Here is a 26,934-nt window from a genome sequence, read left to right as displayed (position 1 = left end):
GTGATCGCCATGCGGGTCCATGTCGTCAGCGACGTCCACGGCGCCTCCGAAGCGCTCGCCAAGGCCGGAGACGGGGCCGACGCGCTGATCTGCCTCGGCGACCTGATCCTCTTCCTCGACTACGCGGACCACTCCCGGGGCATCTTCCCGGACCTCTTCGGCGCCGAGAACGCCTCCCGCATGGTGGGCCTGCGCACCGCCCTGCGCTGGGACGAGGCCCGTGCCCTCGACCGCGAACTGTGGGACGGCCTCGGCACCGACCGGCGCACCGCCATCGAGTCCGCCGTACGCCGCCAGTACGCCGAGCTGTTCGCCGCCTTCCCCGAGCCGACGTACGCCACCTACGGCAACGTCGACATCCCGGGGCTCTGGCCCGAGTACGCCCGGCCCGGCACCACGGTGCTCGACGGCACCACCGTGGAGATCGGCGGCCTGGTCTTCGGCTTCGTCGGTGGCGGGCTGCGCACTCCCTACCGCACCCCGTACGAGATCGACGACGAGACCTACGCCGCCAAGGTGGAGGCCCTCGGCGAGGTCGACGTGCTGTGCTCGCACATCCCGCCAGCCGTCCCCGAGCTCTGCTACGACACCGTGGCCCGGCGCCTCGAACGCGGCAGCGAGGCGCTGCTGGAGGCGATCCGTCGGGTGCGCCCCCGGTACGCGCTGTTCGGCCACGTCCACCAGCCGCTCGTGCGGCGGATGCGGCTCGGGATGACCGAATGCGTCAACGTCGGCCACTTCAACTCCACCCGAACGCCATGGGCGCTGCAATGGTGACGCCCCCGGCGGTCTACGGCCGCCCGACCAGGCGGTAGCCTTCACCGGCAGACACACAACAGCACTACACGACGCGACGTCCCGGAGGGGCCACGGCGATGGCGGAACACACCAGGTCGAGCATCACGATCGACGCGGCACCGGCCGATGTCATGGGCGTCATCGCGGACTTCGCCCGGTACCCGGAGTGGACCGGCGAGGTGAAGGAGGCCGAGATCCTCTCCGCCGCCGGCGACGGCCGCGCCGAGCAGGTCCGGCTCCTCCTGGACGCGGGTGCCATCAAGGACGACCACACCCTCGCCTACACCTGGGTCGGCGACAACGAGGTCCACTGGACGCTGGTCAAGTCGCAGATGCTGCGCACCCTCGACGGGGCCTACATCCTGGCCCCGCTCGAGGACGGCAAGCGCACCGAGGTCACCTACCAGCTGACCGTCGACGTCAAGATCCCCATGCTCGGCATGATCAAGCGCAAGGCCGAGAAGGTCATCATCGACCGTGCCCTCGCCGGCCTGAAGAAGCGCGTCGAGTCCCAGGGCTGACGTGCGCACGGTTCTGGTCACCGGGACGGGCGGCGCCGGACGCACGACGGTCGCCGCCGCCACGGCCGTGGCCGCGAGCGCGTCCGGGCGGCGCGTGCTGGTGCTTTCCACGGACCGCGACGGATCGCTCGAAAGGGTGCTGGGCCACCGGCCGCCCCGGGGCGCGGCCGGTGCCGGGACGGCGGGGGACGACGCCGTACCGCTGCCCATCGCCCCCGTCGAGTCCGTTCCCGGTCTGTGGGCCGCGCGCCTCGACGCGGCCGCCGCCTTCCGGGCCGACGCCGGGGCCGTCCAGCAGCGCCTGGGTTCCCTGCTCGACCTGCTCGGCGCGGCACCGCTCGACCCCGAGGAACTGACCGAGCTCCCCGGCGCCGAGGCCTTCGCGCTGCTGCGCGCCCTGCGGGACACCGCCGGCGGCTGGGACCTCGTCGTCGTCGACCTCCCGCCGGTCCACGACGCCCTCGCCGCGCTGGCCCTGCCCGCGCAACTGCGCCGGTACATCGCCCGGCTGGTGCCCCAGGAGCGGCAGGCCGCCCGCGCCCTGCGCCCGGTCCTCGCCCAGCTCGCCGGCGTACCCGCGCCCGGCGCCTGGGCGTACGAGGCCGCCGCCCGCGCCGACCGGGAACTGGCCGCCGCCCAGGCCGTCGTCGAGGACGCGGCCACGACCGTACGGCTCGTCGTCGCCCCCGGCACGCACGCCGCGGACGCCGTACGCCGCGCCCGCACCGGACTGGCCCTGTACGGCCACCGCCTCGAGGCCGTCGTCGCCAACCGCCTGCTGCCCGCCGAGTCCCCCGATCCCTGGCTCGCCGAACTGTCCGGCCACCGCCGCAAGGAACTGCGCGCCCTCCGCGCCGAGCTGGCCGGCACACCCACCGAGCTCCACGAACTGCCGCACCTCGGCCGCGAACCGCGCGGCGCCGAGGACCTCGCCCGGCTCGCCGCCGCTCCGCCCGCGGACGTGCGGGAGGGCGCCGCCACGCCGCCGTGGACCACCGAGGACCGGCTCGCCGCCGAGGGCCACTTCGTCTGGCGGCTGCCGCTGCCCGGTGCGACCCGCGACACCGTCGACCTCGTGCGCCGCGGCGACGAACTCGTCGTCGACGCCGAGGGGTACCGCCGCATCCTCCCGCTGCCCTCCGCGCTGCGCCGCTGCACCGTGGCCGGGGCGGCCCTCCGCGACGGCGCGCTCCAGGTCCGGTTCGCCCCCGATCCCGGTCTGTGGCCCCGCTGACCCCTGAAAGCGCCGCCTCCCTTCAGGTACCGTCGTGGGTACCAAGCCGGAGCCTTACGGAGCCACCATGAGCGAATCCACGGACCGTGCGGACCGCCCCGACACCGATTCCGACGCCTGGGCCAAGGCGAGTGCGGAGGACATCGCCGCGGAGAACGCCCGCCGAAGGCAGCGGAACGGACAGACCGCCGGCAGCGCCGGCGAGGAGCTGCGCCGTCTCGCCGAAGCGGTCGGCGACCGGCTCTCACTGCTGCGCAGCCCCGCCGCCGAGATGGCCGCGCAGGGGCTGATCGCCCAGGTCAAGCAGGCGGTGGAGCCGATCGTCGAACGCAACCCCGAGGTCTTCGACCATCTCGCCGCCGCGGGCGCCGAGATCCTGGCCGCCTACCGCGCCGCGGTCAGCGGGCAGGAGCGCCGGTGGACCTCCGGCGGTGACACGTCGTCCAGCGAGCGCATCGACCTGGAGTGAAAGCCACGACACGACCGCGAACCGAGGCATCGGGGCCGAACAGGGCGCACCTCGCCCTCCGGTACGGTTGGACGCAGCGGGGATCGACCGAATACTGAGGGACACATGGGACTCACCATCGGCGTCGACATCGGCGGCACCAAGATCGCGGCCGGCGTGGTCGACGAGGAAGGCTCGATTCTCGAGATCGTCAAGGTGCCGACCCCGCAGACCTCCGAGGGGGTCGTCGACGCCATCGCCACCGCGGTGCACGACGTCAGCGCGCAGCACACGGTCGAGGCCGTCGGCATCGGCGCCGCCGGCTATGTCGACGACAAGCGCGCCACCGTGCTCTTCGCGCCCAACATCCGTTGGCGTCACGAGCCGCTGAAGGACAAGGTCGAGCAGCGCGTCGGCCTCCCCGTCGTCGTCGAGAACGACGCCAACGCCGCCGCCTGGGGCGAGTACCGCTTCGGCGCCGGCCAGGGGCACGACGACGTCATCTGCATCACCCTCGGCACCGGGCTCGGCGGCGGCATCATCATCGGCAACAAGCTGCGCCGCGGCCGTTTCGGCGTGGCCGGCGAGTTCGGCCACATCCGCATGGTGCCCGACGGCCTGCTGTGCGGCTGCGGCAGCCAGGGCTGCTGGGAGCAGTACGCCTCCGGCCGGGCGCTGGTGCGGTACGCCAAGCAGCGGGCGGTCGCCCAGCCGGAGAACGCGACGCTGCTGCTGTCGCTCGGCGACGGCACCCCCGAGGGCATCCAGGGCCAGCACATCAGCCGGGCCGCGCGCGGCGGCGACAAGGTCGCCGTCGACTCCTTCCGCGAGCTGGCCCGCTGGGCCGGCGCCGGCCTCGCCGACCTGGCCTCGCTCTTCGACCCCTCCGCCTTCATCGTCGGCGGCGGAGTCTCGGACGAGGGCGAGCTCGTCCTCGAGCCCATCCGCAAGTCGTTCCGCCGCTGGCTGGTCGGCGGCCAGTACCGTCCGCACGCCCAGGTCCTCGCCGCCCAGCTCGGCGGCAAGGCCGGCCTCGTCGGCGCTGCCGACCTCGCCCGCCAGGGCTAGAGCCCGCCGGTTCCGGCCCCGGCGGTCACCCGCCCGGCACCGCTGCCCCCGCACTCCCCGCACAGGGGTGCGGGGGCAGTCGCCTTTCGGGGCGGGCACCCGCCCTCGTGACCCGTGCGGCGGCGGCCGCGCCGCTACAGTGAGCCCGTGAGCGAGGGCCCGCTGCCGGATCTGCCGGCGTCCCGCACGGAGCCGGACGGCTCCGCCGTCATCCGCGTGCTGAGCTACAACATCCGCTCGATGCGGGACGACACCGTCGCGCTCGCCCGGGTGATCCGCGCCTGCGCCCCCGACCTCGCGCTGATCCAGGAGGCGCCGCGCTTCTTCCGCTGGCGGAAGGCCGTCGCGCGTCTCGCTCGCGGCTCGGGGCTGGTCGCCGTGACCGGCGGGGCCACCGCCACGGGACCGCTGCTCCTGTCGTCCCTGCGGGTGCACGTGGAGCGCACCGAGGACGTCCTGCTGCCCCGCACGCCCGGCCTGCACCGGCGCGGTTTCGCCACCGCCGTCGTGCGCGTCGGAGGCGCCCGGCTGTCCGTCCTCAGCTGCCACCTCTCGCTCCAGGCCCGCGAGCGCTACGACCAGGGCGGCATGCTGCTGGACCGCATCGCCGCGATGGGAGAGCCGTACGCGATCGTGGGCGGCGACCTCAACGACAGCCCGCACGGCCGCACCTTCCGCAGGCTGGCCGGCGATCTGCAGGACGCGTGGGCGACCAGACCCTGGGGCGGCGAGTACACCTCCACCCCGCACGACCCGCACCAGCGGATCGACGCGATCTTCGCGACCCCGGGCATCGAGGTCCTCGGCTGCGGGGTCCCGCACGGCCTGCCCGGCATCACCCCGGACGACCTGAGGGCGGCCACGGACCACCTCCCGGTCCTGGCCGCCCTCAGGGTGCCCGCGTCCGCCTGACGGCGACGCGGGCTCAGGGGCTCTGTTTCGCCCGGTCGGTGATCGCCCGGCTGCCGAGGCAGGAGAGCTGGACGAAGATCCGGCCCCCGGAGGTGCGGACATCCTCGGAAACCGAGGAACTCGTACGTCCGGGCGTCGAAGATGAAGTCGCGGCCGAAGGAGGCGTGGAACCCCGCCGGATCGTCGGAACGCGCCGGTCAGACGACCGCGCCGCCGCCCGGCAGATCGTCGTCCTCGTCGCCGCCCGGACGCATCCGCGTCACCAGGGTGGCGAAGCCGCCGAGGAAGCCGCCGATGCCGACGGTGACCGCCCACCACGGCAGCGGCTCCTGGAACAGGACGAACCCGAAGATGAGCAGCGGCCCGCCGAGCGCGCCGAGCCAGGCGAACTTCGTCGTCACGTCCGCCTCCGGCAGCGGCGGCGGCTCGGGCGGCACGTAGTGGCCCTCGTCCTCGTCCTCGTCCAGCTCGAAGTCACGGGGACCGGACAGCACGGGGTGGATGACGATGCGCGTCGCGTCCGGGGCGGAGGGCAGGGCGGCCGGGTCGGCCACGCCCTCGCTCCCGTCCCGGTCGCCCTTGCCGTCGGCGTCCCCGGCGCCGGACTTCCCGTCCGCCTCGGGGACGTCCTCGGCCGCCGGCCAGGAACCCGTCCCGGGCGCCGGGTCGTTCTCGTACGCCGCGACGAGCTGGGCCCACGCCGCCTCCTCGTCGAGCGGCGCGCGCTCCGGCTCGCCGCCCTCGGGGACCTGGCGGCGCTCCTCCTCGTGCTCACCCACTGGCCGCGTCCTCCTTCTCCGCCTGCTCTCCCGCGCCCGAGAGCCGCTCGACGAAGGCGTACGACTGCTCGAAGATCGTCTCCGCGTCGTGGTCCAGCGTCGCGACGTGATAACTGCGTTCCAGCACCGTCTCCGTGACGTCCGTGGACGACACCCGGCTCAGCACGACCGCGGAGTTCGACGGGTGCACGACGTGGTCGACGCGGCTGTGCAGCAGCAGAAGCGGCTGCGTCACCTGCGGCAGCTCATGCCGTACCAGCGTCCAGAAACGGCTCAGCGAGTACACCGCGCGCAGCGGGGTGCGGTCGTAGCCGACCTCCGCCGCGTCCTCCTTGGCGATGTCGCTCACGATGCCGGGCACCGACGGCACGAAGTGCCGCAGCAGGGGAACGACCTTCAGTTGATGACTGTCCGCCTTGACCGAGGGGTTGACCAGCGTGATGCCGCTGATCGCGCTGCCGTGCTGGGCGGCCAGCCGCAACGTCAGGGCCCCGCCCATGGACATTCCGAAGACAAACACCCGGTCACAGCGTTCGGAGAGCGCGCGGAATTCCCGGTCCACCTCCGCGTACCAGTCCTCCCAGCCGGTGAGCTGCATGTCCTGCCAGCGCGTGCCGTGCCCCGGCAGCAGCGGCACGGACACGGTCAGGCCCCGCTCGGCGAGGTACTCGGCCCACGGCCGCAGCGACTGCGGTGTGCCGGTGAATCCGTGGCACAACAGGACACCGACCTCGCCGCCGTCGTGGCGGTAGGGCTCGGCTCCGGGCATCAGCGGCACCGTAAGTCTCCTGTTCGGTGGAATGCGCGAAAAGCGATACCTCACAGTACGCGGACGGCCGACGCCGGGGGAGAGCACCGGCGGATCTGGCGTTAAGGTCTTCCCGTCAGACACAGGAGGTCATCGGTTGTTGTACGGCGTGATGAAGGTCGCCATCGGCCATCCCCTGCGGGCCGCGTTCCGGCCGTGGGTGGAGGGGCTGGAGCACATCCCCAAGCAGGGGCCGGCGATCCTGGCGAGCAACCACCTGTCCTTCTCGGACTCCTTCTTCCTGCCCGCCGTGCTCGACCGCAAGGTCACGTTCATCGCCAAGGCGGAGTACTTCACCACGCCGGGCATCAAGGGCAAGCTCACCGCCGCCTTCTTCAAGGGCGTCGGCCAGCTCCCCGTGGACCGCTCCGGCGCGCGGGGCGCGGGCGAGGCGGCCATCCGCAGCGGGATAAAGGTCATCGAGGCCGGCGAGCTCTTCGGCATCTACCCCGAGGGCACCCGCTCGCCCGACGGCCGCCTCTACCGCGGCAAGCCCGGCGGCCTGGCCCGCATCGCGCTCGCCACCGGCGCACCCGTGATCCCGGTCGCCATGATCGACACGGAGAAGATCCAGCCGCCGGGGCAGGTCATGCCCAAGCTGATGCGCCCCGGCATCCGGATCGGCAAGCCGCTGGACTTCAGTCGCTACATGGGCATGGAGCAGGACCGCTTCATCCTGCGCTCGGTCACCGACGAGGTGATGTACGAGATCATGAAGCTCTCCGGCCAGGAGTACGTGGACATCTACGCGACCGCCGCCAAGCGGCAGATCGCCGAGGCGGCGAAGAGGCAGCAGAGCGAGTCGTAACCCGGGGGAAACGGGGGGACGGGGGGACGGCCCATGGCCGGGGACAGAGCCGGGGACGACAGAGCCGGAGGGGGATCCGGCGGCAAAGCCGTGGAGAGAACCCGCGGGGGAGCCGCGGGGCGGGCGCCGAGCGTCGCACGCATGTCGGTCGAGCAGCCGCTGTGGCGCGCCCTGACCGGCTACCGGCTGCTGACCGCGGCGTACGCCATCGGCCTGTACGCCCTCGCCTACCGCGAGCACGCGCACCCGCTGGCGGGCGCGGCCTACATGGCCGTGCTCACGGTGTGGACGCTGGCCACGACCGGCAAGGTGAGCTCGCCGCAGCGCTGCACCAGGCCCTTCCTCTTCGCCGACCTCGGCATCGCCCTCACCGGCATCCTCATCACCCCGCTCGTCGAGTCGCACCAGCGCATCCTCGACGGAGGCCCCACGCTCCCGTCGATCTGGACGGCCGGCTCGGTGCTCGCCTTCGCCATCAAGGGCGGCTGGCGCTGGGCGGCGGCCGCCTCCTGCCTGGTCGGCGGTGCCAACATCGTCGAACGGGGGGCACCGGCCCGCGACACCGTGCACAACGTGCTGCTGGTCGCCATCGCGAGCATCGCCATCGGCTACGTCGTCGAGGTCGCCCGCGCCAGTGAGCGCACCCTCGCCCGCGCCCTGCAGATCGAGGCCGCCACCCGCGAGCGGGAGCGGTTGGCCCGCGACATCCACGACAACGTGCTGCAGGTGCTCGCCATGGTGCAGCGGCGCGGCGCCGAGATCGGCGGCGAGTCCGAGGCCCTGGGCCGCATGGCCGGGGAGCAGGAGGCCGCGCTGCGCGCCCTGGTCACCGACGGCGCCGCCGCGCTGCCGTCCCCCCGCGGCGACCGGGACGAGGACGGGGACGAGGACGCCCCCCGCGATCTGCGCGCCCTGCTCGCCCCGTACGGCAGCACCCGGGTCACCGTCTCCGCGCCCGGCACCCCCGTCCTCGTCCCGGCGCGGGCCGCACGCGAAGTCGCCGCCGCCGTGGGCGCCGCCCTGGAGAACGTCCGCCGGCACGCGGGCGAGGACGCCCACGCCTGGATCCTGGTCGAGGACGAACCCGACGCCGTCCTGGTCAGCGTCCGCGACGACGGCCCCGGCATCCCCGCGGGCCGCCTCGCCGCCGCCGAGGCGGAGGGCAGGCTCGGGGTCGCCCAGTCCATCCGCGGCCGGCTGCGGGACCTCGGCGGCACGGCGGAACTGGTGTCGGTGCCGGGCCAGGGGACAGAAGTCGAGTTGAGGCTCACGAAGTGAAAGAGGAGATTGGGGTCATGGCCGTGAAGGTGATGGTGGTCGACGACCACCCCATGTGGCGGGACGCGGTCGCCCGCGACCTCACCGAGGCCGGCTACGTGGTGGTCGCCACGGCGGGCGACGGCCCGGAGGCGGTGCGGCGCGCCAAGGCGGCCATGCCCGAAGTGCTCGTCCTCGACCTCAACCTCCCCGGCCTGTCCGGGGTCCAGGTCTGCAAGGACGTCATCGCCGACAACCCGGCCCTGCGGGTGCTGGTGCTCTCGGCGAGCGGCGAGCACGAGGACGTCCTGGAGGCGGTCAAGTCCGGCGCCACCGGCTACCTGCTGAAGTCCGCCGGCCGGGAGGAACTGCTCGACGCCGTCCGCCGCACCGCAGTCGGCGACCCCGTCTTCACCCCGGGCCTCGCCGGCCTCGTCCTCGGCGAGTACCGCCGTCTCGCCTCCGACCCCGCCCCGGCGGCGGCCGACACCCCGGAGGCGCCCCGCCTCACGGACCGCGAGACGGAGGTCCTGCGACTGGTCGCCAAGGGGCTCAGCTACAAGCAGATCGCCGAGCGCCTGGTCATCTCCCACCGCACCGTCCAGAACCACGTCCAGAACACCCTCGGCAAGCTCCAGCTCCACAACCGCGTCGAGCTCGTCCGCTACGCCATCGAACGCGGCCTCGACGAGGAGTAGCCCCGACGGCCCGACCGCCCGGGGGCGCGCTCGCGTCTTCGGGCGCGCGCCCTCCGGAAGGGTGAAATCGGCGGGCCAACATCCCCGTGGATCAAGGGATTTCACCGAACGGCCCATCCCATCTGTGACGCCGGTCACGCTAGCGTCTTCGACGCAGGCAAAAGGTGCGAACGGGAAGGGATGGATCATGCGAGTTGGCGTGCTGACCGGCGGCGGAGACTGCCCCGGGCTCAACGCGGTCATCCGTGCCATCGTGCGCAAGGGTGTCCAGGAGTACGGATACGAGTTCACCGGTTTCAGGGACGGCTGGCACGGCCCCCTCCAGGGGGACACCGTGCCGCTCGACATCCCCGCCGTGCGCGGCATCCTCCCGCGCGGCGGCACGATCCTCGGCTCGTCGCGCACGAACCCGCTCAAGGCGGAGAACGGCGTGCGCCGCGTCAAGGAGAACCTCGTCAAGTACGAGGTCGACGCACTGATCGCGATCGGCGGCGAGGACACCCTCGGGGTCGCGACCGCACTGTCGGACGAGTACGGCGTCCCCTGTGTCGGCGTACCGAAGACCATCGACAACGACCTGGCGGCCACCGACTACACCTTCGGTTTCGACACCGCCGTCAACATCGCCACGGAGGCCATCGACCGCCTCCACACCACCGCCGAGTCGCACATGCGCGTCCTCGTCGTCGAGGTGATGGGCCGCCACGCCGGATGGATCGCCCTCCACTCGGGCCTCGCAGGCGGCGCCAACGCCATCCTCATCCCCGAGCAGCGCTTCGACGTCGACCAGGTCTGCGCCTGGGTGGAGAGCCGCTTCAAGATCCGCTACGCGCCCATCGTCGTGGTCGCGGAGGGCGCGATGCCCAAGGACGGCGACATGGTGCTGAAGGACGAGTCGCTCGACTCCTTCGGCCACGTGCGCCTGTCCGGCGTCGGAGAGTGGCTCGCCAAGGAGATCGAACGGCGCACCGGCAAGGAGGCCCGCACCACCGTGCTCGGCCACATCCAGCGCGGCGGCACCCCCAGCGCCTTCGACCGCTGGCTCGCCACCCGCTTCGGGCTGCACGCCATCGAAGCGGTCCGCGACCAGGACTACGGGAAGATGGTCGCCCTGCGCGGAACGGACATCGTCCGGGTGCCGCTGCGCGACGCGACGACGCACCTCAAGACGGTCGATCCCCGGCTCTACGCCGAGGCGGGAGTCTTCTTCGGGTAAACACGTCGTTTCCCCGGCGCCGTCTGCGCTTTCCCCGCTTGCCATGGGCGATCACGCGGCCGTACATTCCCTGCACCCGGCTTGTCCGGCCGCTTCGTTTATCCCCCTTGAGCACATGAGGAGCGCCCGGCATGACGGGTGTACTGGCGGTCGCAGGCGGCACCGCATCCGGCAAGTCCACCCTTGCCGAAGCCCTGTCGCTGAAGTGTCCCGAGAGCATCGCACTGGTCCATCTGGACGACTACTACGTGCCCGCGCACGACCCCCTGAGGGGCGTGTGGACGGTCAGCGCCGGCGGGCACGCCATCCTCGACTGGAACCATCCCGGCTCCATCGACGAGGCCGCCGTCAGCGCCGCGATCGACGCGGCGCTGGCCCGGCCCGGCGTGCGCCTCGTGGTGGTCGAGGGCCTCTTCGCCCTGACCCTGCCCTCGGTACGGGAACGGGCGGACTGGCGGGTGTACGTCGACACCCCCGACGACGTGCGGCTGGCCCGCAAGATCCTCCGCAAGATCGAGATCCAGCGGCAGGACCCGCGGCTGTCCCTGCTGAACTACCTGCAGAGCGGGCGGGAGCGTCACGTCGCCCATGTCGCGCCCTCCCGGGCGCTGGCCGACCTGGTGGTCGACGGCACCGCCGACGGCCCGGAGATGCTGGCCGCGGTGCTGGGCCTGGTCGGCCCGCTCCTGTCACCAGTCCCCGAGTCGGTCCCGGAGCCGGTTGCGGCCGTCCGTCCCCGGCGCCCCCGCGCCGCCTCCCCCCGCACCCACCCGTTCCCCGCGGCGGCCGTCTGACCGGCCCCCCGGCGCAGCGCGTCACACGTTGCAGGCGGCTGTGCGGACCAGGGCCGTGCCGTCCCGCCGGTAGGTCACCGTCACCGCCACGGCGTCCGACAGCGCGGCGTCCCCGCGCTCGTCCGGCCAACGATTTCGGCGGTGCGGGGGCGCCGCCCCCGCACCCGACGGCCGGCCGCTACCCGGCGACGGTCACGCCCGCCAGCAGTTCCGCCACGATCGCGGTGCCGTTGAGGGTGAGCACCGACTCCGGGTGGAACTGGACGCCCGCGAAGCCCGGGCCGCGCATCGCGTGCACGTCGCCCGTGGCGGGGTCGCGGCTGAGCTCGACCCGGTGCATCGCCAGTTCCTCCGCCGTCGCGTCGTCACAGCGCGCGGTGAAGGAGTTGTAGAACCCCACGGTCTCGGGCCGCCCGAACAGGTCGATCGACGTCTGCGCGCCCTGGAAGGGGACGTCCTTGCGGACGACGTCCAGCCCGAGCTCGGCGGCGATCAGCTCCTGGCCGAGGCAGACCCCCAGCAGGCCGTGCCGGTGACCGCGCACCAGCTCGGCGGCGAGGCCGCGGAGGAGGACCATCTTGGGGTCGCCGGTGTCGGCCGGGTCGCCCGGCCCCGGACCGAGGACGACCGGGCCCTCGTGCGCCAGGACGGCTCCCCGCAGCCCCGGCTCGTCGTAGCGGCGCACGGTCACTCCCAGCCCGGACGACCGCAGTACGTGCGCGAGCATCGCCGTGAAGGTGTCCTCGCCGTCCACCACGAGGGCGCGCCCGGTCAGCGCGCCGGGCTGTTGCGCGGTCCGCATCCGCAGCCAGAACGGCGCCAGGTTCCTGCGCCGTCCGTCCAGGGCGGCCCGCACCCGGATGTCGTCGCCCAGCCGCGGCCGTTGCGCCGCCCGGCCGTCCGCCCGTCCCGGCCCCACCCCGAGCGCGGCCAGCACGCCCGCCGCCTTCGCGTGCGTCTCGGCGACCTCCCCGTACGGGTCGGAGCGCCGCACCAGCGTCGCGCCCACCGGGACCTTCAGCACACCCCCGGCGTCGATGTCCGCCGTGCGGATGAGGATCGGCGAGTCCAGGGTCTGCGCCCCGCCCGCGTCCCGTCCGATCAGCGCGAGGGCGCCCGCGTAGTAACCGCGGCCGCCCGGTTCGTGGCGCTCGATCACCCGGCAGGCGTTCTGCACCGGTGATCCGGTCACCGTCGCCGCGAACATCGTCTCGCGCAGCACGTCCCGCACGTCCATGGTGCTGCGGCCGCGCAGCTCGTACTCGGTGTGCGCCAGGTGCGCCATCTCCTTCAGCCGGGGGCCGACGACGACGCCGCCGAGGTCGCCGACGGTGCACATCATCTTCAGCTCCTCGTCGACCACCATCGTCAGTTCCTCCACCTCCTTCGCGTCGCGCAGGAAGGCCAGCAGCCCCTCCATGTCCGGGCCCTGGGCGGGGTAGCGGTAGGTGCCGCTGATCGGGTTCATCACGACCGTGCCGCCGGCCATCCGCACGTGCACCTCGGGGCTCGCCCCGACCAGCGTGCGTTCCGGCGTCCGCACCACGAACGTCCAGTACGCGCCGCGCTCGCCGTCGAGCAGCCGCCGGAACAGCGCCAGCGCGTCCGCGGCGCCGAACCCGGGGATCGCGCCCCGGAAGGTGCGCCGGATGACGAAGTTCGCGCCCTCGCCGCGTCCGATCTCGTCCTCGATCACGCGCTCCACGATCCCGGCGTACGTCTCGTCGTCGACGTCGAACGCGCCGCCGTCCACCCGCACCGCGTGCGCCGGCAGTGCCGCCATGAGCTCGGGCAGCGAAAGCTCGTACGCCTCCAGCGGCCGCAGCACCACCAGGGGCGTCCCGTCGTCGCGCACGTCGAAGCCGCGCTCCCTGATCTGCCGGTACGGGACGAGGGCCAGCGCGTCGACCTCCGGCCGCGCTCCCTCGGGGGCCCCGGTGGGCAGCGCGATGTCCGTCAGCCGCCCGGCCGTCGAGACCGGCCCGAGCAGCACTTCGACGGTGTCCGCGGCGCGGCCCGGCGCCCTGCGCCTGAGCAGTGCGAACGGTGGGCAGGCAGGGTCCAGCAGCCGCGCGACGAGTGCGGCGGCGGAGGGCGTGGTCGGGGGATCCTGGTTCTCCACGGCGGGTTCCTTCCGGTCTTCGGCGAAGGGAAGGGACGGCCGCAGAAACACCGAAGGCCGCCCCTGGGGCGGCCTGAGCGTCTGCCTGTGCCTACGCGCTGCTAGTGGGCCGCCGGATCTGCGGTCCACCACCACTGCAGGTGCGTCTGCTGCGCGTACATGCTCCGCACCCTAACGCATGCGTCCGCGATGCGGTGCCCGTGTCTCACGCTTTCCGGGCATCGCGGGGACGAGCCTCGCCGGTACGCTCGGGGGTGCGTCCAGAATCCCGTCCATGGGAGGAATCATGACCGCCGAACCGCTGCCGGCCTGGGCGATTCCGCCGCGTGGCGGCTTCACCTCGGACGACCTGGACCGCATTCCCGACCTCCCGCCGCACACGGAGTTGATCGACGGGAGCCTGGTTTTCGTGAGCCCGCAGAAGAGCTTTCACTCGTTGGCGATGTACCTGCTGGAGCAGGGCCTGCGGGCGACGGTCCCGGAGACCCTCCGGGTGCGGCGGGAGATGAGCGTCGTCCTGAACAGGCGCAACCGCCCCGAGCCGGACCTCGTTCTGGTGCGGGCCGAGGCCGCGAGCGACGGGGCCGACGAGACGGGGTACCAGGCGGCCGACGCCGTGCTCGTGGTCGAGGTGGTCTCACCCGACTCCGAGGAGCGCGACCGCAAGCGCAAGCCGCAGCTCTACGCCGAGGCGGGCATCCCGCACTTCTGGCGGGTCGAGAAGGGCGAGGGCCGGCTCCCCGTCGTCTACGTCTTCGAACTGGAGCCGGCCACGGGCACCTACGTCGCGACCGGCATCCACCACGAACGCCTCAAGGTCTCCGTGCCGTTCGCCGTCGACATCGACCTCGCCGAGATCGAGCGGCTGTAGCCGCCGCCTCCCGGAAGCGTCCCGCTCACCGCACCAGCCCCCACAGTGACGCCCATTGCTCCGCCGTGAGGTCCTTGGGCAGGGCGTACGGCGGCACGCGCTCGGCCCGCAGCCAGTCGCGCAGCGCCGTGCGGTCGAAGTGCCCGGTACGGGTAAGGACTTCGCGCAGGCCGCGGCCCGGGCCCGTGAAGACGTCCCGGACGAAGGCCTGGTAGGCGCGGCGGCCGTCCGGGACGAGCGGTGCCGGCCGCCGGGTCATCGTCAGCAGGCCGCCGTCGACGGACGGTGCCGGGCGGAAGGCCCTTGCGGGGACGCGGGAGTGGAGGGCGAAGCCGTACCAGGGCCACCAGGCGGCCGTGAGCATGCTGGCACCACCGACGCCCGCGCGGCGGCGGGCCACCTCCCACTGGACGAGGAGCACAGCGGACTCCCAGCGTTCTGCGGCGAGCACGCGCCGCAGGATCGTGGTCGTCAGGTGGAAGGGCAGATTGCCGACGATCACATGCGGCTCCCGGGGGAAGCGGTAGCGCAGGATGTCGGCGTTGACGACGCGTGCGCCCGGCGGCAGCCGCCGCTGGAGGCGCAGCGCGCGCCGGGGGTCGATCTCGACGGCCGTGAGGGGGCGGCCGGCCCTGCTCAGGGGGACGGTCAGCGCGCCGTCGCCGGGCCCGATCTCCACGATGGGTCCGCTGGTGGCGGCGACGAGTGCCTCGATGGAGGCGATGACCGTGTGGTCGGTGAGGAAGTTCTGGCCGAGCTCGTGCCGGCCGCCCACCATGGACCGGTGGTGAGGCATGGGTGTGCACTCCGCGACATGAGAGGTTCCGACGATGGACCCGATGCCGCGGCGAAGAGCGCCGCGGCTATGCCCGGCGCAGCTTGATGTAGTAGGTGCAACCCATGTGCCGCACGCTATCCGGGCCCGGACAGCGGACGCACCTGGTTTTCGGGCGTGGACGTTCACGTATGGGATCGCGCTCTTCGGCCATGTTCCGTCTCGGCGCGGGCCGTTTCACTGGTCGCATGACCTCCCGAGACGCCGTCCTTCTCGCGGCCACCGTCGCCGTCGGCCTCATGGCCGGACTGTTCTTCGCGTTCTCCGTCGCCGTCATGCCGGGCCTGGCCAGGTCGGGCGACCGCACCCTGGTGGAGGCGATGCAGCGCATCAACGTCGCCATCCAGAACGGCTGGTTCCTCCTGGCCTTCGGCGGCGCCCTGCCGCTGTCCGCCGCCGCGGTGGTGCTCTGCCTCCGCGACGGCGGGCGTGTCCTCCTGCCGTGGGTCGTCGCCGCGGCCGCGCTCTACCTGGCGGTGCTCGTCATCACCTTCGGCGTCAGCATCCCGCTCAACAACCGGCTGGACGCGGCGGGCGACCCCGGCCGCATCGCCGATCCCGCCGCCGTGCGCGCGGCGTTCGAGTCGGCCTGGGTCCGCTGGAACCTGCTGCGCACGCTCCTGTGCACGGCCGCGCTGGGCTGCCTCGGCCGGGCGCTCCTCCTCAGCGGCCGGGCCGCGGCGGAAGCGGCGCTTCGCACAGGGCACATGTGAAGCCGCCGTCCTTGACGAGGTTGCGCTCCCCGCACCGCGGACAGTGCCGGAAGACCACCGCCTGTGTGAACCACGCGGGGCGTCTCACTGGGTGGACGCCGACGGGGCGGCCGTGCCGGGGCGCACCGCCGGGGCCGCCGGCGACGCACCGGGGCGCGGGCCCCGTGCGGGGGCGGTCGCGGCCGCGGAGAGCGAGGTCGGGCGGGGTGGACCGGGGTCCAAGGGGGTCACTCGGTCGTCTCATCCTCTGGTCCGATGCGCAAAGGAACGGACACGACCACGTAATGTGGACTGCGTGACCGTGACCGCTGAAACCCACGCCGGGCGCCAGACCTGGCGCTCACTGCCCGCGGCGCAGCAGCCTGAGTACCCCGACCCCGAGGCTCTGCGCGAAGTGATCGCGGAGCTCGAGTCGTATCCGCCGCTCGTCTTCGCAGGCGAGTGCGACCAGCTGCGCGACCGCCTGGGGGCTGTGGCCCGTGGTGAGGCGTTCCTGCTGCAGGGCGGCGACTGCGCCGAGGCCTTCGACCAGATCGGCGCCGACCAGATCCGCAGCAAGCTCAAGACGCTGCTGCAGATGGGCGCCGTCCTCACGTACGCCGCGTCCGTGCCGGTCGTGAAGGTCGGCCGGATCGCCGGCCAGTACAGCAAGCCGCGTTCGAAGCCGACGGAGACCCGGGACGGGGTGACCCTCCCCACCTACCGCGGTGACTCGGTCAACGGCTTCGAGTTCACCGAGGCGGCCCGCGTGCCGGACCCCGAGCGGCTGAAGCGCATGTACCACGCGTCCTCGGCGACGCTGAACCTCGTACGGGCCTTCACCACCGGCGGCTACGCCGACCTGCGCCAGGTGCACGCCTGGAACCAGGACTTCGTGAGGTCCTCGCCGTCCGGGCAGCGCTACGAGGCCCTCGCCCGCGAGATCGACAGAGCGCTGAACTTCATGCACGCGTGCGGCGCGGACCCGGAGGAGTTCAAGACCGTCGAGTTCTACGCCTCCCACGAGGCGCTGCTGCTGGACTACGAGTCGGCGCTCACCCGCGTGGACTCGCGCACCGGGCAGCTGTACGACGTGTCCGGGCACATGGTCTGGATCGGTGAGCGCACCCGTCAGCTCGACCACGCGCACATCGAGTTCGCGTCGAAGATCCGCAACCCGATCGGCGTGAAACTCGGCCCGACGACCACGCCCGAGGAAGCGCTCACGCTGATCGACCGGCTGGACCCGGCCCGCGAGCCCGGCCGCCTGACGTTCATCACGCGTATGGGCGCCGGCAAGGTGCGCGACCTGCTGCCGAACCTGGTGGAGAAGGTCACAGCCTCCGGCGCGCGGGTCGCGTGGGTGTGCGACCCGATGCACGGCAACACCTTCGAGGCGGCCTCCGGCCACAAGACCCGCCGATTCGACGACGTGCTCGACGAGGTCAAGGGCTTCTTCGAGGTGCACCACGGCCTCGGCACCCACCCCGGCGGCATCCACGTGGAGCTGACCGGCGACGACGTGACCGAGTGCGTGGGCGGCGGCGACGAGATCTTCGTCGACGACCTGCACCAGCGCTACGAGACGGCCTGCGACCCCCGGCTCAACCGCAGCCAGTCCCTGGACCTGGCCTTCCTGGTGGCGGAGATGTACCGCGGCCAGTAGAGCCGAGGAAACGGAAGAGGGGCGCGGATCACATCGATCCGCGCCCCTCGTCGGTTTTCAGCCATTCGCCTGGCGGGTAAGGTTAGGTTAACCTCAGTCCGGGACCAAGAGAGAGGTGAACCGCGTGTACGTCTGCTCGTGCTTCGGCATCACCGAAGAGCAGGTCAAGCAGCATGCGGACGCCGGCCGCTGCACACCTCGCCAGATAGCCTCCGCCTGCAAGGCGGGTACGGACTGCGGTTCCTGTGTGCGCCGGATACAGGCGCTTCTCGGCCGTGGCGAAGCCTGTGCGACGCGTACCAAGCTCGGCACCGAGGCGCCCGCGGCGCCCGTCGCGGCGCCGGCGGAGGTTCCCGCGGCGCCTTCCGCGCTGCCGGTCCCCGTGCCGGTCCCGCCCGTGATGCCGGTGCCGGTCGCGGCGGCCGCGGCGGTCACCGCCGCCTGAACCGCGGCTCCGGTCAGCTGTCCGGCTGCTCGATCAGCTGCGCGATGTAGAGCGGTTCCCCGAGCTTCTCGATGAGGTCGAGCTGGGTGTCCAGGTAGTCGATGTGGTGCTCCTCGTCGGCGAGGATGTCCTCGAAGATGTTGGCCGAGGTGATGTCGCCCTTGGTCCGCATGACCTCGATGCCGCGCTTGAGCCGGTCGATCGCCTCGACCTCGACCTGGCGGTCGGCCTGGAACATCTCGGTGAGGGTCTGGCCCACCCGGACGTGGAAGAGCCGCTGGTAGTTCGGCAGCCCTTCGAGGAAGAGGATGCGGTCGGTCAGCACCTCCGCGTGCTTCATCTCGTCGAAGGACTCGTGCCGGGTGTACTGGGCGAGCTTCGTCCAGCCGAGGTTCTCCTGCATCTTCGCGTGCAGGAAGTACTGGTTGATCGCCGTCAGCTCGCCCGTCAGCTGCTCGTTCAGGAACTCGATGACCTCGGGGTCGCCCTGCATGGCAAGCCCGTCCTTTCGGGAGGAATCCACACGATGGGCGCATCTTCGCACCGCCGGTGAGAGCGATCCAGTAAGTTCACACTTACTCCGGTGGCCCGAGTTGTCATGCTTTATCCGGGTGCTGGTCGGTAGCACTGCATGCGGTCTGTCACCATGGATGCATGGGTCAGTCGGAACGCCGCGAAGGGGAGCTCCCCCCGGGGCAGCGGCTTCAGCGCGGCTGGCCGGTGACCCACTACGGTCCGGTGCCCAGGTTCAAGCCCGACCGGTGGGAGTTCCAGGTCTTCGGTGCCACGGCGGACGGCGGCAAGCACGCGTGGGACCACGAGGAGTTCTCCGCGCTGCCGTACACGACGGTCATGGCCGATTTCCACTGCGTGACCAAGTTCAGCATGCTCGGCGTCGAGTGGGGCGGCGTCGCCACCGCCGAGATCCTGCGGCTGGCGCCGCCCGCGCCCGAGGTCACGCACGTCATGGTGTGGGCCGAGTACGGATTCAGCTCCAACCTGCGGCTCGCGGACTTCGCCGACCCCAAGTCGATATTCGCGACCCACCGGGGCGGTGAGCCGCTGACCGCGGAGCACGGCTTCCCGGCCCGGCTGATCGTGCCCCACCTCTACGCCTGGAAGGGGCCCAAGTGGGTCCGGGGCGTGGAGTACATGACGTCCGACCGCCGCGGCTTCTGGGAGGAGCGCGGCTACCACAACATCGGTGACCCTTGGGTCGAGCAGCGCTACTCGTACCAGGAGGAGCCCGGCGACGGGCCGGAGCTCTGACGGGCCGGGAGTCGCCCCTCCACCGCCGGTCAGTGGTACTGGTGGACGACCGCGTGACCCTTGCCGCGGCCGATCATCCACTTGTTGACCGGCGTGGTCACCAGGAAGGCCACCGCGAAGGACAGTGCGAGGCTGAGCCAGAACAGCGCGTCCGACAGCGTCGCGTCCATGGCGCCGGGGAAGATCAGGATCGTGCCGTTGTCCGCGAGCTCCATGAAGACGATCGAGACGGTGTCGGCGGCGAGAGCGACCCGCAGCGCGCTGCGCGGGTCCAGCCCGGCCCGCAGCACGCCGCGCATGGTCAGCGAGTAGCCGAAGACGAAGGCCAGCACGATCGCCAGGGCCATCGTCGGGACGTTGTGCCAGCCGAGCGCGGTGCCGATCAGCATGCCGAGGACCTCGCCGATGGCGCAGCCGGTGAGGCAGTGCAGGGTGGCCTGGACGGCGGTGCCCCAGGAGGCGGGGCCGGCGGTGTGGTGACCGGCATGCCCGGTGTGATCGGTTTTCTCGGTGCGGCGGGGCGCGCCGAGGTGGTCCTGGTGGTCCGTGTGGTGGTGTCCGTGGTGGGAGTGCTCGACGTGCTGCATCCTGCGTCCCCCAGAGGTGAGTGCGGCGGCGTGGTGCATTCCGACAGCCCCAACGATATACCCCCCGGGGGTATTCCGTCAGGCCGGACGCAAGGACTTCAGCACGGCCACGTCCGTCGCCATGCCCGTGCCCTTGGGGCCGCCGTTCGGCGTCTCCACGATGAGCGGGACGCCCTCGGTCGCGGGGTGGCGGAACAGTTCCCCGAAAGCGGCGGCCCCGATGTGACCGGCACCGATGTTCTCGTGGCGGTCCTTGCGGGCGCCGGCGACGTCCTTGGAGTCATTGGCGTGGATCAGCCTCAGCCGTCCCTCGCCGACCGTCGCCACCAGCTCGTCGAGGGTGGACTTCACCCCGCCGGCCGCCGCGAGGTCGTGACCGGCCGCGAACACATGACAGGTGTCCAGGCAGACGCCCAGCCGCGGGTGGTGGTCCAGGGCGTCGAAGTACGGGCCCAGATCCTCCACCAGCGAGCAGAGCGAGAAGCCCTGCCCCGCGGTCGGCTCCAGCAGCAGCCACGGGTCGTCGTCGTGCGTCAGCTCCTCCAGCAGCGGCAGCATCCGCTCCCGCACCTGCGCCAGCGCGGTGGCCCGGGCGCGGCCACCGGTCGCGGAACCGGTGTGCACGACCGCGCCCAGGGCGCCGATCGCCCGGCCCCGGCGCAGGGAATGGCGCAGCGAGTCCACCGAGCGGTCGACGGTCGCCTCCGTGTGCGAACCGAAATTGATCAGGTAGGGCGCGTGGACGTACGCGGGGATGCCCTCGGCGGCGCAGCGCTCGCGGAACTCCTCGTCCTGCCGCGGGCTGCCCGCCGGGGTCGCCCAGCCGCGCGGGTTGGCGACGAAGACCTGCACGGTCTCGGCGCCCATCCGTGCGGCCTCCGCCAGCCCCGTGGTGGCCAGGCCGCCGGCGACGGCGACATGGCCGCCGACCGGGTTGCGGGCGGCGGCAGCGCCGCCGTCGGTGGTGGTGGCTAGCGCACCCACAGTGTGATCGTGCTGCCCTTCGGTGCCTCGGTGCCGCCGCCGGGCGACTGGTTGTTGACCTTGCCGGTGAAGAAGAACTGGATCACGCGTACGTCGAAGCCCGCGCCCTCCAGCTTCGCCTTCGCCTTGTCGGCGTCCAGGCCCACGACGTCCGGGACCTCGATCATCTCCTGGCCCTTGGAGACCGTGAGCGTGACCGTGTCGCCGGCCGCCAGCTGCGTGTCCGCGCCGGGGCTCTGCTCGGCGACCGCGCCCTCGTCCGCCTGGTCGGAGTAGACCCGCCGCGGGTCGACCTTCACCCGCAGCCCGGCGTCCTCCAGCTGCAGACGGGCGTCCTCCAGCGGCTGCCCGACCACGTCGGGGGCGTCGACCGGCACACCCTTGCTCACCACCAGCGAGACGCCCGAGTCGGGCCGCCTGCTCGCGCCCGAGCCGGGGTCGGTGGAGATCACCCGGCCCTGCGGCACCTCGTCGCTGAACTCCCTGGTCACGGTGGCCGGTGTCAGGCCCGCGGTCTTCAGCGCCCGCTTCGCCTCCGCCAGCGTCCGGCCCACGACGTCGGGCACCTTCACCCGCTCCGGGCCCTTGGAGACGGTGATCGTCACCGTGCCGGTGTCCCGGATGCGCTCACCGGTCCCCGGGTCGGTCGAGGCGACCCTGCCCCTGCTCGTCGTCGAGTCGAAGGCCTCCACGACCTTGACCCCCAGCCCGGCGTCGCGCAGCTGCTGCTCCGCCTGGGCCCGGGTCAGCCCGACGAGGGCGGGCGTCCTGGTGAACTGGCCGTCGTTGATGTACCAGACGCCCGCGCCGACCCCGAGGATCACCAGCAGGGTCGCCACGACGGCGACCACCCCGGGGCGCTTGCGGGAACGGGCCGCGGGCCGGGGCTGCGGCCGGGGCGGCTCGGGCGACAGCTCCAGTCGCGCGGTGCGGTTCACCACCGCCGTGCGTTCCTCGGAACCGGCCGGGACGGCGGGGCCGGGCGCGGGGGTCCGCGCGCCGGGCGGAACGACGTCCAGCTGCTGGGCGGTCATGCTCTGGCGGACCGCCTGCAGCCGTCCCAGCAGCTCCGCGGCGTCCGCGGGGCGCCGGGCCGCGTCGCGGGCGGCCGCGTCGGCCACCAGCGCGTCCAGCTGCGGGGCGAGCCCGGGGACGGCGGCGGACGGCGCCGGGACGTCCTCGTTCAGGTGCTGGTAGATCACCTGCATCGGCGTACCGCCGGTGTGCGGCTTGCCGCCGGTCAGCACCTCGTAGAGCAGCACCCCGCACGCGTACACATCGGTGCGGGCGTCGGTCGTGCCGCTCTCGATCTGCTCCGGCGCCATGTAGGAGACCGTGCCGAGGACGCCGGTCGTGGAGGTGGTGTGCGTGTCCGCGGTCCTCACCAGGCCGAAGTCCGCCACCTTGACGCGGCCGTCGTCCCCTATGAGGACGTTCTCCGGCTTCATGTCGCGGTGCACCAGGCCCGCGCGGTGCGCGGCGCCCAGCGCGGCCAGCACGGGCTCCAGGATGTCCAGCGCGGCGCGGGGCGGCAGGGCGCCGCGGTCCCGCAGCACGTCGCGGAGGGTGCAGCCCGCGATGTACTCCATCGCGAGGTAGACGTACGTGCCGTCCATGCCCTGGTCGTAGACCTGCACGACATTCGGGTGGTCCAGGCGCGCCACCGACCTCGCCTCGCGGATGAAGCGCTCCACGAAGCCGTACTCGGCGGCGAGGGCGGGGTGCATGACCTTCAGGGCCAGCACACGGTCCAGGCGGGTGTCCAGCGCCCGGTACACCGTCGCCATGCCGCCGACCGCGATCCGGGACTCCACCCGGTAGCGGCCGTCGAGCGTCTGCCCGACGAGCGGGTCCTGAAGCGTCGTATCCACGACGGTGCAGTTTACGGTGCCAAGATGACCCTTCTGGGCTAAGCGCCCAAGTTGTGCCCCACTCGTGCGGTTCCGCAACCGGCCCGTGACCGGTGCGGTGGCGGGGTGAGCGGCGGGTACCGCGGGAGTCAGGGGGAACCGAAGGCGGGGCGTTCGGGGTCGAACGTGGCGAGTCCCGCAGCGGGGGAGGACGCGGCGGCGTAGTGGCGGCGGGGGATGCGCCCCGCGCGGTACGCGAGGCGTCCGGCCTCGACGGCGTGCCGCATGGCCTCCGCCATGAGCACCGGCTCCTGCGCCCGGGTGACCGCGGAGGCCAGCATGACCGCCGCGCACCCCAGCTCCATCGCCAGGGCCGCGTCCGAGGCCGTACCGGCCCCCGCGTCAAGGATCACCGGCACCGTCGCCCGCTCGACGATCAGCTCGAAGTTGTGCGGGTTCCGGATGCCGAGCCCCGACCCGATCGGCGAGCCGAGCGGCATGATCGCCGCGCACCCCGCGTCCTCGAGCTTCCGGGCGAGCACCGGGTCGTCGTTGGTGTAGGGCAGCACCGTGAAGCCGTCGTCCACGAGGGTCTCCGCCGCCTCCAGCAGTTCCACGGGGTCCGGCAGCAGCGTGCGCTCGTCGGCGATGACCTCCAGCTTCACCCAGTCCGTGCCCAGCGCCTCCCGCGCCAGTCGGGCGGTGAGGACGGCCTCGCCCGCGGTGTAGCACCCGGCGGTGTTCGGCAGCACGCGGATGCCGTGCCGGGCGAGCACGGACAGCACGGAGCCCTTGACCGTGGGGTCCAGCCGCCGCATGGCGACCGTGGTCAGCTCGGTGCCGGAGGCGAGCAGCGCCTGCTCCATGATCTCCAGGCTGGGCGCTCCGCCCGTGCCCATGATCAGGCGGGAGTCGAAGGCGGTGCCGCCGATGGTCAGCGGGTCGTCGGCCATGGTGGGTCAGCCTCCCTGGACCGCGGTGAGGACCTCGACCCGGTCGCCGTCGCGGAGCGGGGTCACGGGCCACTGGGCGCGGGGTACGACGGTCTCGTTGAGCGCGGCCGCCACACCGGACGGGGAGGCGGTCAGGGTCGCGACAAGGCCGTCGAGGGTGACGCCCGCGGCGACCACCCGCGCCTCGCCGTTGACGGAGACGGAGAGAAAGAGGGGCGCGGTCATGCGTACTGCTCCTGGGGTGTGGACGTGAACCGGTCGGGGGAGAAGGGCCGGGCCTGCGCGGGGGTGTCCGCCCCGGTGAGGATCTCGGCCATCACGTCGCCGGTCAGCGGCGTGAGCAGCACGCCGTTGCGGTGGTGCCCGGTGGCGAGCACCAGGCCGTCGAGCGCGCCGCGCCCGAGCAGCGGGGCGTTGTCGGGGGTGCCGGGGCGCAGTCCGGCCTGCGTCTCGGTCAGGGGCAGTTCGGTGATGCCGGGCAGCAATTCGTGGGCGTCGCGGAGCAGTTCGTAGACCCCGCCGGCGGTGACCGTGGTGTCCCAGCCCATCTCCTCGCTGGTGGCGCCGACGACCAGTTCGCCGTTCTCGCGGGGGACCAGGTAGACGTGCCCGCCGCGCACGACGGCCCGTACCGTCCGGGACAGGAACGGCGCGTACGCCCGCGGTACCCGCAGCCGCAGCACCTGCCCCTTCACCGGACGCACGGGCGGCAGCACGCGGTCGGGCAGTCCGCCGATCCGGCCGCTGAGACTGCCGGCGGCCAGCACGACCTGCCCGGCGGCGAGCCGCGTGCCGTCCTCCAGGACGACGCCCCGCGCGCGGTCGCCCGCGACGTCCACCCGCGCCACCCGCGACCGCCGGAACCCCACCCCGGACAGCTCGCAGGCGCGCAGCAGCGCCGCGGCCAGACGCCGCGGGTCGACCTGGTGGTCGCCGTCCACCCGCAGCCCGCCGCGCACACCGGGGGCGAGCATCGGTTCCAGACGGCGGCACTGGCGGCCGCTGAGCCACTCGGACTCAAGGCCCAACGAGTCCTGGAAGGAATGGAGTTCGCGCAACTGCGCGCGGTCGTCGGCGTCGAGGGCGACGGCGAGGGTGCCGCAGGTGCGGTAGCCGAGGCCGAGCTCCGTGACCTCCTCCAGTTCGGCCACGAAGGACGGATAGCGGCGCGCCGCGGCGAGGTTGAGGTCGAGCAGGGCCTGCTCGCCGTACTGCACCTCGGTGACCGGCGCCAGCATCCCGGCCGCGACCTGCGCGGCGCCGCCGCCCGGTTCGGGGTCCGCGACCGCCGTCCGCAGGCCGCGCTGGGCCGCCCGCCAGGCGGTGACCAGTCCGATGATCCCGCCGCCGATCACGACGACGTCATGACGGTGCATGGTTTTCCCGCTCCTCCCTTCGCCGGCATGACCCGGATCAGGTTCGTACGGTCGGCGGCCGCCCAGCCGCCCTCTCAGCCCGGTGCGCCGGGCTCCCGCGAGTGCTCTCCTGCCACCTTAGTACGCACCATCGGCAGCGAGTAGGGCACCGGTACCGCCGGGCGGCGCCCCCGCGGCGTTACCGTGATCGCGTGACCAGCAGCAGCGAGCAGCGCGTCGTCGTCGTCGGGGCCGGGATGGCCGGAGTGCAGACCGCCGTGTCCCTGCGCGAGCAGGGGTGGGGCGGGACGGTCACGCTGCTCGGCGCGGAGCGGCACCCCCCGTACGACCGGCCGCCGCTCTCCAAGGGCGTGCTCTTCGGCGCCGACGAGGGCCCGCTGCTGGACGTCGACTTCCCCGGCATCGGCGTCGAGCTGCTGCTGGGGCGGCACGCGACCGCCCTGCGGCCGAGCGAGCGGCAACTGCTCACGGACGGCGGCCCGGTCGGGTACGACAAGCTCGTCCTCGCCAGCGGCGCCGAACCGGTCATGCTGCCGGGCAGTGAGGGCACGCCCGGCGTGCACGTGCTGCGCACCCTGGACGACGCCACCGCGCTGCGGCCGGTGCTGGAGAACCAGCATCGGGTCGTCGTGGTCGGCGCGGGCTGGATCGGGGCCGAGTTCGCGACGGCGGCCCGCCACGCGGGGTGCGAGGTGACCGTCGTGGAGGCGGCCGAACGGCCGCTCGCCGGGGTGCTGCCGGCGCGGATCGCCGAACGGATGCGCGGCTGGTACGCGGAGGCGGGCGTCGACCTGCTCACCGGCGCGGTCGTCTCCTCCGTCGAGCAGGGCGCCGTGCGCCTCGCGGACGGCAGCGTGCTCGCCGCCGAGGCGGTCGTCGTCGGGATCGGCGCCCGGCCCGCGACCGGGTGGCTGGCCGGCTCCGGTGTCGCCCTCGGACCGGACCGCTCGGTCCTCGCCGACGACCGGCTGCGCACCTCGGTGCCCGAGGTGTACGCCGTGGGGGACTGCGCCTCCTTCCCCTCGGCCCGGTACGGGGAGCGGCTGCTGATCCACCACTGGGACAACGCGGTGCAGGGGCCGCGCACGGCCGCCGCGAACATCCTGGGCGGCGACGAGGCCTACGACCCGGTGCCGTACTTCTGGTCGGAGCAGTTCGGGCGTTTCGTGCAGTACGCCGGGCACCACGTGGACAGCGACCACATGCTGCTGCGCGGCGACCCGGACGGGCCCGCCTGGTCGGTTCTGTGGCTGCGCGAAGGCCGTCTGGTCGCGCTCTTCGCCGTGGGGCGGCCCCGCGACCTGGCCCAGGCCCGCAAGCTCATCGCCCGCGGCGTCCACCTCGACGAGGCCCTGGCCGCGGATCCGGCGGTGCAGCTCAGGGCCGCGCTCGTCTGATCCCGCGCTCGTCCCGTCCCGTCCCGCCCTGTCCCGCCCCGTTCCGCCATGGGGCCGGCGGTCGCCGGACCCATGGCGGACCCGTAGCGGAGCCGTCAGGACGGAGCAATGGGTGCCCTGAGCGGTTCCACGGCACCCGTCCGGGATGGCACGCTTGTCCTGTGACCGAGATCGACGCAAAGATTGACTCCCTCGTCCCTTCCTGGCTGAACGTCCCCGACATCGCCGAACGCCTCGACGTCGAGGTGACCCGGGTCCGTCAGCTCATCAAGGAGGGCCAGCTCATCGCCGTTCGCCGGGGTGAGAACCGGGTGCTGATGGTCCCCGCCGACTTCATCGGCGAGGGGAAGATCGTGAAGGGCCTCACCGGCACGCTCAACCTGCTCAAGGACGACGGGTTCAGCGACGAAGAGGCCCTGGAGTGGCTGTTCACCCCTGACGAGAGCCTGCCCGGCACCCCCGTCCAGGCGCTGCGCGAGAATCGCGGCACCGAGGTGAAGCGCCGCGCCCAGGCGCTCGCCGTCTGACCGACCGGCCCGCCACCTC

Annotated in this window: 29 protein-coding genes and 1 riboswitch; of the genes, 18 read left to right on the top strand and 11 right to left on the bottom strand. The window is 72.8% G+C overall.

Features of this window, described 5'->3' with window-relative positions:
* Window positions 1–9 precede the first annotated feature (9 nt).
* The 6 genes from ACWDAS_RS07875 to ACWDAS_RS07850 all read left to right on the top strand — a co-directional run bounded on the left by ACWDAS_RS07875 (window position 10) and on the right by ACWDAS_RS07850 (window position 4,981).
* Window positions 10–777: a metallophosphoesterase family protein gene (locus ACWDAS_RS07875; RefSeq protein WP_450387978.1), complete on the top strand. Its 768-nt coding sequence runs from the start codon at window positions 10–12 to the stop codon at window positions 775–777.
* 98 nt (window positions 778–875) lie between these two features.
* Window positions 876–1,319 (top strand): SRPBCC family protein, encoded by a 444-nt coding sequence (locus ACWDAS_RS07870; RefSeq protein WP_450387977.1) that lies wholly within the window; start codon window positions 876–878, stop codon window positions 1,317–1,319.
* A gap of 1 nt (window position 1,320) precedes the next feature.
* The gene (locus ACWDAS_RS07865) at window positions 1,321–2,553 is read left to right on the top strand and encodes an ArsA family ATPase (RefSeq protein WP_450387976.1); all 1,233 of its coding nucleotides are present in this window, start codon (window positions 1,321–1,323) and stop codon (window positions 2,551–2,553) included.
* Window positions 2,554–2,620: 67 nt separating this feature from the next.
* On the top strand, window positions 2,621–3,022 hold the full coding sequence (locus ACWDAS_RS07860) for a DUF5304 family protein (protein WP_450387975.1): 402 nt from the start codon (window positions 2,621–2,623) through the stop codon (window positions 3,020–3,022).
* Between the two features lie 105 nt (window positions 3,023–3,127).
* Window positions 3,128–4,069 carry an ROK family glucokinase gene (locus ACWDAS_RS07855; protein WP_450387974.1) on the top strand — a complete coding sequence of 314 codons (942 nt, stop codon included), beginning with the start codon at window positions 3,128–3,130 and terminating at the stop codon, window positions 4,067–4,069.
* A 147-nt stretch (window positions 4,070–4,216) separates the two neighbouring features.
* Window positions 4,217–4,981, top strand: a complete 765-nt coding sequence (locus ACWDAS_RS07850) for an endonuclease/exonuclease/phosphatase family protein (RefSeq protein WP_450387973.1) — start codon at window positions 4,217–4,219, stop codon at window positions 4,979–4,981.
* Window positions 4,982–5,178: 197 nt separating this feature from the next.
* On the opposite strand, the gene ACWDAS_RS07845 is transcribed toward ACWDAS_RS07850, so the two are convergent.
* Window positions 5,179–5,760, bottom strand: a complete 582-nt coding sequence (locus ACWDAS_RS07845) for a hypothetical protein (RefSeq protein ID WP_450387972.1) — start codon at window positions 5,758–5,760, stop codon at window positions 5,179–5,181.
* Window positions 5,753–6,538: an alpha/beta hydrolase gene (locus ACWDAS_RS07840; RefSeq protein ID WP_450387971.1), complete on the bottom strand. Its 786-nt coding sequence runs from the start codon at window positions 6,536–6,538 to the stop codon at window positions 5,753–5,755. Before ACWDAS_RS07840 ends, ACWDAS_RS07845 begins: the two co-directional genes overlap by 8 nt.
* A 127-nt stretch (window positions 6,539–6,665) precedes the next feature.
* Between ACWDAS_RS07840 and ACWDAS_RS07835 the strand changes: the two genes are divergently transcribed.
* The 5 genes from ACWDAS_RS07835 to ACWDAS_RS07815 all read left to right on the top strand — a co-directional run bounded on the left by ACWDAS_RS07835 (window position 6,666) and on the right by ACWDAS_RS07815 (window position 11,341).
* Window positions 6,666–7,376, top strand: a complete 711-nt coding sequence (locus ACWDAS_RS07835; protein ID WP_450387970.1) for a lysophospholipid acyltransferase family protein — start codon at window positions 6,666–6,668, stop codon at window positions 7,374–7,376.
* A gap of 141 nt (window positions 7,377–7,517) precedes the next feature.
* On the top strand, window positions 7,518–8,654 hold the full coding sequence (gene macS / locus ACWDAS_RS07830) for a MacS family sensor histidine kinase (protein WP_450387969.1): 1,137 nt from the start codon (window positions 7,518–7,520) through the stop codon (window positions 8,652–8,654).
* Window positions 8,655–8,671: 17 nt separating this feature from the next.
* Complete coding sequence (locus tag ACWDAS_RS07825; protein ID WP_450387968.1) at window positions 8,672–9,331, top strand: response regulator; 660 nt, start codon at window positions 8,672–8,674, stop codon at window positions 9,329–9,331.
* A gap of 187 nt (window positions 9,332–9,518) precedes the next feature.
* Complete coding sequence (locus ACWDAS_RS07820; RefSeq protein WP_450387967.1) at window positions 9,519–10,547, top strand: 6-phosphofructokinase; 1,029 nt, start codon at window positions 9,519–9,521, stop codon at window positions 10,545–10,547.
* Between the two features lie 131 nt (window positions 10,548–10,678).
* The gene (locus ACWDAS_RS07815; protein ID WP_450387966.1) at window positions 10,679–11,341 is read left to right on the top strand and encodes a uridine kinase family protein; all 663 of its coding nucleotides are present in this window, start codon (window positions 10,679–10,681) and stop codon (window positions 11,339–11,341) included.
* A 178-nt stretch (window positions 11,342–11,519) separates the two neighbouring features.
* Here ACWDAS_RS07815 and ACWDAS_RS07810 read toward each other — a convergent pair whose 3' ends face one another.
* Window positions 11,520–13,463: an anthranilate synthase family protein gene (locus ACWDAS_RS07810; RefSeq protein WP_450387965.1), complete on the bottom strand. Its 1,944-nt coding sequence runs from the start codon at window positions 13,461–13,463 to the stop codon at window positions 11,520–11,522.
* 286 nt (window positions 13,464–13,749) lie between these two features.
* Between ACWDAS_RS07810 and ACWDAS_RS07805 the strand changes: the two genes are divergently transcribed.
* Window positions 13,750–14,334 (top strand): Uma2 family endonuclease, encoded by a 585-nt coding sequence (locus ACWDAS_RS07805; RefSeq protein WP_450388217.1) that lies wholly within the window; start codon window positions 13,750–13,752, stop codon window positions 14,332–14,334.
* A gap of 25 nt (window positions 14,335–14,359) precedes the next feature.
* Here ACWDAS_RS07805 and erm read toward each other — a convergent pair whose 3' ends face one another.
* Window positions 14,360–15,112: a 23S ribosomal RNA methyltransferase Erm gene (erm, locus tag ACWDAS_RS07800; RefSeq protein ID WP_450388216.1), complete on the bottom strand. Its 753-nt coding sequence runs from the start codon at window positions 15,110–15,112 to the stop codon at window positions 14,360–14,362.
* A gap of 245 nt (window positions 15,113–15,357) precedes the next feature.
* On the opposite strand from erm, the gene ACWDAS_RS07795 reads away from it, so the two are divergent.
* The 3 genes from ACWDAS_RS07795 (at window position 15,358) to ACWDAS_RS07785 (ending at window position 17,972) form a co-directional block, all read left to right on the top strand.
* Window positions 15,358–15,882 (top strand): anthrone oxygenase family protein, encoded by a 525-nt coding sequence (locus tag ACWDAS_RS07795; protein ID WP_450387964.1) that lies wholly within the window; start codon window positions 15,358–15,360, stop codon window positions 15,880–15,882.
* A 295-nt stretch (window positions 15,883–16,177) separates the two neighbouring features.
* Complete coding sequence (locus tag ACWDAS_RS07790) at window positions 16,178–17,527, top strand: class II 3-deoxy-7-phosphoheptulonate synthase (RefSeq protein ID WP_450387963.1); 1,350 nt, start codon at window positions 16,178–16,180, stop codon at window positions 17,525–17,527.
* Window positions 17,528–17,651: 124 nt separating this feature from the next.
* On the top strand, window positions 17,652–17,972 hold the full coding sequence (locus ACWDAS_RS07785; RefSeq protein WP_450388215.1) for a (2Fe-2S)-binding protein: 321 nt from the start codon (window positions 17,652–17,654) through the stop codon (window positions 17,970–17,972).
* A gap of 13 nt (window positions 17,973–17,985) precedes the next feature.
* On the opposite strand, the gene bfr is transcribed toward ACWDAS_RS07785, so the two are convergent.
* Window positions 17,986–18,465, bottom strand: a complete 480-nt coding sequence (gene bfr / locus ACWDAS_RS07780; protein ID WP_450388214.1) for a bacterioferritin — start codon at window positions 18,463–18,465, stop codon at window positions 17,986–17,988.
* Between the two features lie 161 nt (window positions 18,466–18,626).
* On the opposite strand from bfr, the gene ACWDAS_RS07775 reads away from it, so the two are divergent.
* The gene (locus tag ACWDAS_RS07775) at window positions 18,627–19,241 is read left to right on the top strand and encodes a sulfite oxidase-like oxidoreductase (protein ID WP_450387962.1); all 615 of its coding nucleotides are present in this window, start codon (window positions 18,627–18,629) and stop codon (window positions 19,239–19,241) included.
* Between the two features lie 29 nt (window positions 19,242–19,270).
* Here ACWDAS_RS07775 and ACWDAS_RS07770 read toward each other — a convergent pair whose 3' ends face one another.
* The 6 genes from ACWDAS_RS07770 to thiO all read right to left on the bottom strand — a co-directional run bounded on the left by ACWDAS_RS07770 (window position 19,271) and on the right by thiO (window position 24,991).
* A complete protein-coding gene (locus ACWDAS_RS07770; RefSeq protein WP_450387961.1) occupies window positions 19,271–19,828 on the bottom strand; it encodes a DUF4396 domain-containing protein in 558 nt (185 codons plus the stop codon).
* A 78-nt stretch (window positions 19,829–19,906) separates the two neighbouring features.
* Window positions 19,907–20,812 (bottom strand): deoxyribonuclease IV, encoded by a 906-nt coding sequence (locus ACWDAS_RS07765; RefSeq protein ID WP_450387960.1) that lies wholly within the window; start codon window positions 20,810–20,812, stop codon window positions 19,907–19,909.
* On the bottom strand, window positions 20,800–22,683 hold the full coding sequence (gene pknB, locus ACWDAS_RS07760) for a Stk1 family PASTA domain-containing Ser/Thr kinase (RefSeq protein WP_450387959.1): 1,884 nt from the start codon (window positions 22,681–22,683) through the stop codon (window positions 20,800–20,802). Before pknB ends, ACWDAS_RS07765 begins: the two co-directional genes overlap by 13 nt.
* A gap of 128 nt (window positions 22,684–22,811) precedes the next feature.
* On the bottom strand, window positions 22,812–23,615 hold the full coding sequence (locus tag ACWDAS_RS07755; RefSeq protein ID WP_450387958.1) for a thiazole synthase: 804 nt from the start codon (window positions 23,613–23,615) through the stop codon (window positions 22,812–22,814).
* 6 nt (window positions 23,616–23,621) lie between these two features.
* Window positions 23,622–23,840 (bottom strand): sulfur carrier protein ThiS, encoded by a 219-nt coding sequence (gene thiS, locus ACWDAS_RS07750; protein WP_450387957.1) that lies wholly within the window; start codon window positions 23,838–23,840, stop codon window positions 23,622–23,624.
* Window positions 23,837–24,991: a glycine oxidase ThiO gene (gene thiO / locus ACWDAS_RS07745; RefSeq protein ID WP_450387956.1), complete on the bottom strand. Its 1,155-nt coding sequence runs from the start codon at window positions 24,989–24,991 to the stop codon at window positions 23,837–23,839. Before thiO ends, thiS begins: the two co-directional genes overlap by 4 nt.
* A riboswitch (TPP riboswitch) is annotated at window positions 24,988–25,100 on the bottom strand. Its footprint overlaps the gene before it by 4 nt.
* Window positions 25,101–25,182: 82 nt before the next feature.
* Here thiO and ACWDAS_RS07740 point away from each other — a divergent pair.
* Together ACWDAS_RS07740 and ACWDAS_RS07735 are read left to right on the top strand one after the other, a co-directional pair.
* Window positions 25,183–26,388, top strand: coding sequence for an NAD(P)/FAD-dependent oxidoreductase (locus ACWDAS_RS07740; protein WP_450387955.1), 1,206 nt, complete (start codon window positions 25,183–25,185; stop codon window positions 26,386–26,388).
* A gap of 161 nt (window positions 26,389–26,549) precedes the next feature.
* Entirely contained in the window at window positions 26,550–26,915 is a 366-nt protein-coding gene (locus ACWDAS_RS07735) for an Rv2175c family DNA-binding protein (RefSeq protein ID WP_450387954.1), read from the top strand.
* Window positions 26,916–26,934 lie beyond the last annotated feature (19 nt).

Source organism: Streptomyces sp. NPDC001070 (assembly GCF_053598835.1).
Note: the sequence above shows the minus strand (reverse complement) of the source record. Positions and strands in the feature narration are given on the sequence as shown.